Raw genomic sequence first — 5,610 nt, 5'->3', positions numbered from 1 at the left:
AAGGTGTGGAAGGCCTACCGGCGCTGAGTCGCGCGAAGCCGTCCGGCGTCTTCCTCAGGAAGCCACCGGACGGCTTCCCGTAGGGTCACACCCGAGATGACCTCGACACGAGGCTCGACCCATCGGGTCACCCACCCCGGGTCCTTCTTGGACAGCTCCCGCAGCACCCACCCGAGGGCCTTGCGGATGAAGAACTCGCGTTCACCGATCAGGGCGTCCCCGAACCGGTCGACCCTACTCAGATCGGGGTTGCCCGCCCGCACACCCGCCAGCAAGGCCAAGACAGCCGTACGCCGAATCCACATGTAGGGGTCGGCGACCCAGGCATCCAGCACTCTCCCCAGGTCGGGGTACCGGACGACCAATGCGCCGGCGACCTTCTCAGCGAGGATGTCGACATACACCCAACTCGCCGAGCCACGGACGAACCGTTCAGCCACCGCCAGGTCACTCGGCTCCAGCAAGGCGACCCTCTTGACGAGCACCTCTATCGCCGCCACACGAGCCTCATGGACAGGACGTCCGTCCCGGGTCACGTCCCAGAGAGCCTCGGCGAGAGCGAGCAGTTCGTCCCGCGTGGGCTGGGCCTCCACCGCCGACACCGCCACCTTGCGCAACGCCGGGACAGGCACACCGAAATGCACGAGGTCGCTTTTCAGATAGCGCTTCTCATAATCAGCCCGCACCGGATCGCCCTGCGCCCGCAACTCCGCCAGAACCCGCGCCACCTCACCCTCGACATCCACAAGCCTCAAGATACGGGCCTCCCCACCGGGTGGCGATGCGCCACCGTCCGGCCGTGAGCCGTCCTGGTGCCAGGGTGGGTGCGCCAGGCGGTGGCGGCACGTACCGGACGTTGAAGCGTTCGCCGGTCACGGTGGTGACGCTTCGAGGCATCGTCGAACAATGCCCGCATCGCCTACTGTCGACCGCATGCGCGGCAACAGCGATTCGAGGCCGTCACGGAACGTGGCCATCGTCACCGTGTCGGTTTGCGGGCCGCTGGCCGTGCTCGCCCTCGGCGCCGCGGCTGTTCTCCTGGCCGTCCTGGTGAACGTCGGCGCATATCTCGTCGGCACCGGCGACGAGGTCGTGGTGCGTGTGGAGAGCGGCTATTCCAGTTCCGAGACTCCCCGGGGCGGGGAGACCATGGCACGCGGCCACTACGACGACGGCGGTCACCGTGTCCCGGTCACTCTTCGTTATGCGGAGCCGGGCGAAACCGTCGAGGGACGGCTGGCGCTCATGCGATGGGCGCCTGGACCCGATGTCTACCAGACGGCCGGGAGCACCGGCCGCGACGTCGCTGCGGGGCTGATCGGCAACCTGCTCATGGTGGCGTTCGGTGGACTGCTGGCGCTGGTCACCCGGAACGCGGTCCGTCATCTGCGAGGTGCTCCGCTGGCCGGGGCACCGCCGAGTTCGCGATTCAAGCCGTCCGGCGTCCCGGACCCTGACGAGTGAGCGAGTCGGTTTCGCGGGCTGATCCGGCGACACCGGGTCGAAACCGGCCGCGTTATCCACAGGATCGCGTTCCGCGTCCCCGGACCTCCCGAGGGTTCGAGAATCCGGAGAGTCGGAACCGAGGGAGGCGCGTGTGTCAGGTGATCTTGACGATCGGGAGTCGGAGGGCCGCGGGGGCGCCGGCGGGGACCACCGGCTTCTTCGGCGGGACGGGCGCGAGGCGGCGGTACGGGTCGCCGAGCGCGGGGCGGAGGTCGTCCTCGGAGCGGTTCGGCCAAAGCGACATGGCGCGTTCGGCCTGCGCCGTGATCGTCAGGGACGGGTTGACGCCCAGGTTGGCGGAGATCGCGGATCCGTCCACGACGTGCAGGCCCGGGTACCCGTAGACCCGGTGGTAGGCGTCGATGACGCCGGTTTCGGCGGAGTCGCCGATGGCGCAGCCGCCGAGGAAGTGGGCGGTCATCGGAACGTCGAACAGGTCGCCCCAGGTGCCGCCGGCCATGCCGCCGATCTCCTCGGCGATCAGCCGCGTCGCCTCGTGGCCCTCGGGGATCCACGTCGGGTTGGGCTCGCCGTGGCCGGCGGACGCGCGGACGTCCCAGCCGAACGGGCCCTTCTTCGGACGCAGCGTGATCGAGTTGTCGCGGGTCTGCATGACCAGCGCGATCACCGTCCGCTCGGACCAGCGCCGCACGTCGATCAGCTGCACCAGGTCGCGCGGGCGGCGGACGACCTCGCGCGCGAACTTCAGGATGCGCGGCGTGTGCTTCTCTCCCGGCCGGTCGCCGTCCACCAGGAGGGTCTGCAGCGCGGCGAGGAGGTTCGAGCCGCGGCCGTAGCGGACGGGTTCGATGTGGGTGTCCGGGGCGGGGTGGAAGGAGGACGTGATCGCGACGCCCTCGGAGAAGTCGGGGCCGGGCCGCCCGTTGCGGCGGCCGCCGCCCAGGATCGCCTCGGAGTTGGTGCGCGTCAGCGCTCCCAGCCGGTCCGACAGGCGCGGAAGCGCACCGGTCGACTTCAGCTTGTGCAGGAGCTTCTGCGTGCCGTACGTGCCGGCGGCGAAGACGACCTGCTCTGTGGTGAACGTCTTGCGGTTGCGGCCGAACGAGCCGGTCCGGACGATCTCCACCTGGTATCCCCCGCCGGCCAGGGGCTCGACCGAGATGACACGGCTGAGCGGCATCACGCGGGCCCCGGCCTTCTCGGCAAGGTAAAGGTAGTTCTCCGTGAGCATGTTCTTCGCGCCGTGGCGGCAGCCGACCATGCACTCGCCGCACTCCAGGCAGCCGCAGCGGCGCGGGCCCGTCCCGCCGAAGTACGGGTCGGCACTCTCGATGCCCGCGCCGCGCCCGAAGTAGACGCCGACGGGCGTCCGCACGAAGGTGTCGCCCTTCCCCATCCGGTCGGCGACCTTCTTCATGACCTTGTCGGCCGCGGTCGACGTGGTGTTCCGGACGACGCCGAGCATGCGTTCGGCCTGCTCGTAGTGGGGCGCGAGTTCGTCCTGCCAGTCGGTGATGTGCGCCCACTGCCGGTCCTTGAAGAACGGCTCCGGCGGGACGTACAGGGTGTTGGCGTAGTTCAGCGACCCGCCGCCGACGCCCGCGCCCGCCAGCACCATCACGCGGCTCGACTTGGCGCCGCGGATGAGGTGCATCCGCTGGATGCCGGTCAGTCCCAGCGCCGGCGCCCACAGGTAGCGGGCGACGCGCCAGTTCGTCTTGGGCAGCTCCGGATACCGGGCCCCGGGCGCCCCGGACGGGTTCGTGTCGAAGCGGCGGCCCGCCTCGATCACGCCGACCCGGTAGCCCTTCTCGGTCAGGCGCAGCGCGGAGACGCTGCCGCCGAATCCGGAGCCGACGACGAGCACGTCGAAGTCATGCTTCACACGCGTTCCCTACTTGATCCGCAGCTTCTTCATCAGCTTGACGCCCGTCGCCATGAAGGCGGCGAACTTGTCGTAGCCGATGCTGCCAGGGGGTTCGAGATCCATGAAGTGCTGGCTCGCGACGGTCTGCACCTCGGTGAACTTCAGCAGCCCCTCGGCCCCGTGGCGGCGCCCGACCCCGGACTGCTTCATCCCGCCCATCGGGGAGTCGTAGGACGCGTACGCCGCGCCGTACCCGTCGTTGATGTTGACCGTCCCCGCCTGGATGCGGGCGGCGAGACGGCGGCCCTTCGACGGGTTCTTCGTCCACACCGACGCGTTCAGCCCGTACGGGGTGTCGTTGGCGCGCTCGACGACTTCGTCCTCGTCCCGGTACTTGTAGACGGCGACCACCGGCCCGAACGTCTCACTGGCGCACAGGTCCATGTCGCCGCTGACGTCCGCGAGGATCGTCGGCTCGTAGAACAGCGGGCCCACGTCGGGACGGGCCTTGCCGCCCGCCAGAACCGTCGCGCCCTCCTTGACCGCCTGGTCGACGTGCCGGGTCACCGCCTCAAGCTGCCGCTGGTAGGTCAGCGACCCCATCTCGGCGTCGAAGTCCAGCCCCGTGCCGAGCTTCATCCCGTCGACGACCTCGACGAAACGGGGGACGAACCGATCGTAGATGTCCTCGTGCACGTACATCCGCTCGATCGAGATGCACAGCTGCCCGGCGTTGGTGAAGCAGGCGCGGACGGCGCCCCGCACGGTGCGCTCGACGTCGGCGTCCGGCATGACGATCATCGGGTTCTTGCCGCCGAGCTCCAGCGAGTACGCCACCAGCCGGGGCGCGACCTTCTCGGCGATGGCCTTGCCGCCCCGCGTCGACCCGGTGAAGGACACGTAGTCGGCCTCGTCCAGCAGCGGATCACCGATCTCGGAGGGGTCGCCCACGACGATCTGCCAGACGTCCCGCGGCAGCCCCAGCTCGACCAGCAGATCCAAGACCCACAGGCTGGACAGGCACGTCTGCGTGTCGGGCTTCTGGATCACCGCGTTACCGGCCATCAGCGCGGGCGCGATGTCGCTGGCGCCGAGCGCGAACGGGTAGTTCCACGGGGCGATCAGCGCGACGACGCCCTTGGGGTGGCGCAGCTCCCGGACGCGGGTGACGCCCGGCATCATGCCCTGCCTGCGCCGCGGCTTCAGCAGCTTCGCGGCCCGCCGGGCGTAGTAGAGCGAGCACAGCGCCACGTCGAGGAACTCCTCCATCGCGTGGCGCCGGGCCTTGCCGGTCTCCAGCTGGATGACGTCGAGGATCTCCTCGCGCCGGTCGACCAGGGCGTCCGGCAGCCGCAGGAACGGCTTGACCCGCTCCCCCACCGGCCGCAGCGCCCACTCCCGCTGCGCCTCCCGCGCCCGCTCGTGCGTCGCGCGGACGTCGTCGGCGCTGGAGAGCGGGACGATCGCCAGCGCCTCGCCGGTGAACGGGGCGGGGATCGTCACGGTGTCGGCGCCGCCCGAGGCGACGTGCGAGGCCAGCCGGTCGATCAGGGCCTGGGAAAGCCTGTGCTCTGCCGTGGCAGGGGCCGTCGGGGATGCCATGGTGGCAGAGTATGACCCCCCGGCCACCCTTGGCTACCCGCAAGTAACGCGTCACATCTGGTGGTCTGCCACACAACCTCCCGATTCTTCGTCCCTCCCTGATGACCGACGGCCGAACGGAACGTTCCAACCCAGGCGGAGTTGTGCATCTCGAAGACTCGCGATGTCCGGCCGGTGTATCTCGAAGAGAGGGGATGAGAATCTCGGCGCGCGGCCCCCGCCGCCGGGCGCACGCTGCCGCGCGCCCGGACACCACGGGACGCGCTCCACGACGGAGGGGAACACCACATGACGGACACCCGCGGCGGCCATCGGCCCGAGGGTGACACGGAAGGCCCGGACGCAGCAGGGGCGCCCGGCAAGAGCGACACGACGGGGGCGCCCGGCCACCAGGGCGACATGAAGGGAGCACCCGCCCCCGGCGGCAGCAGGCAGCACCCCGGAACACCCGACCCACGCGGGGACCGCCGCGAGCAGACCCGCACGGCCCTGCTCACCGCCGCCGAACGCCTGTGGGCCGAACGCGGCATCCACGGCGCGTCACTCGACGACATCGCGGCGGCCGCCGGTCTCACCAAGGGCGCCGTCTACTCGAACTTCGCGGGCAAGACCGACCTGCTGCTCGCTCTGATGGAACGCTTCACCACCGACCGCACCGTCGACGTCTGCGGCGA

Annotated in this window: 5 protein-coding genes; 2 read left to right on the top strand and 3 right to left on the bottom strand. The window is 70.1% G+C overall.

Going from position 1 to position 5,610, the window contains the following annotated elements; genetic code table 11:
• Nucleotides 1-14: 14 nt before the first annotated feature.
• The gene (locus E1281_RS36870) at nt 15-746 is read right to left on the bottom strand and encodes a DNA alkylation repair protein (protein WP_243717764.1); all 732 of its coding nucleotides are present in this window, start codon (nt 744-746) and stop codon (nt 15-17) included.
• A 187-nt stretch (nt 747-933) separates the two neighbouring features.
• On the opposite strand from E1281_RS36870, the gene E1281_RS36865 reads away from it, so the two are divergent.
• A complete protein-coding gene (locus E1281_RS36865) occupies nt 934-1,464 on the top strand; it encodes a hypothetical protein (protein WP_131884333.1) in 531 nt (176 codons plus the stop codon).
• Nucleotides 1,465-1,600: 136 nt separating this feature from the next.
• Here the strand turns inward: E1281_RS36865 and E1281_RS36860 are convergent, their stop codons facing one another.
• Nucleotides 1,601-3,352: a GMC family oxidoreductase gene (locus E1281_RS36860; RefSeq protein ID WP_131884332.1), complete on the bottom strand. Its 1,752-nt coding sequence runs from the start codon at nt 3,350-3,352 to the stop codon at nt 1,601-1,603.
• 9 nt (nt 3,353-3,361) lie between these two features.
• Nucleotides 3,362-4,936: a succinic semialdehyde dehydrogenase gene (locus E1281_RS36855; protein ID WP_131884331.1), complete on the bottom strand. Its 1,575-nt coding sequence runs from the start codon at nt 4,934-4,936 to the stop codon at nt 3,362-3,364.
• Between the two features lie 288 nt (nt 4,937-5,224).
• Here E1281_RS36855 and E1281_RS42375 point away from each other — a divergent pair.
• On the top strand, nt 5,225-5,610 hold a 386-nt coding region (locus E1281_RS42375; RefSeq protein WP_243717763.1), incomplete at its 3' end, for a TetR/AcrR family transcriptional regulator.

The organism is Actinomadura sp. KC345, assembly GCF_004348515.1.
Taxonomy (GTDB): Bacteria; Actinomycetota; Actinomycetes; order Streptosporangiales; family Streptosporangiaceae; genus Spirillospora.
The sequence above is the reverse complement of the archived record's forward strand: the minus strand, read 5'-3'. Positions and strand labels throughout refer to the sequence as shown.

Excerpts from the sequence above, each read along its gene's own strand:
- E1281_RS36855 (WP_131884331.1), bottom strand. The coding sequence starts at position 4,936 with ATGGCATCCCCGACGGCCCCTGCCACGGCAGAGCACAGGCTTTCCCAG.
- E1281_RS36865 (WP_131884333.1), top strand. The coding sequence starts at position 934 with ATGCGCGGCAACAGCGATTCGAGGCCGTCACGGAACGTGGCCATCGTC.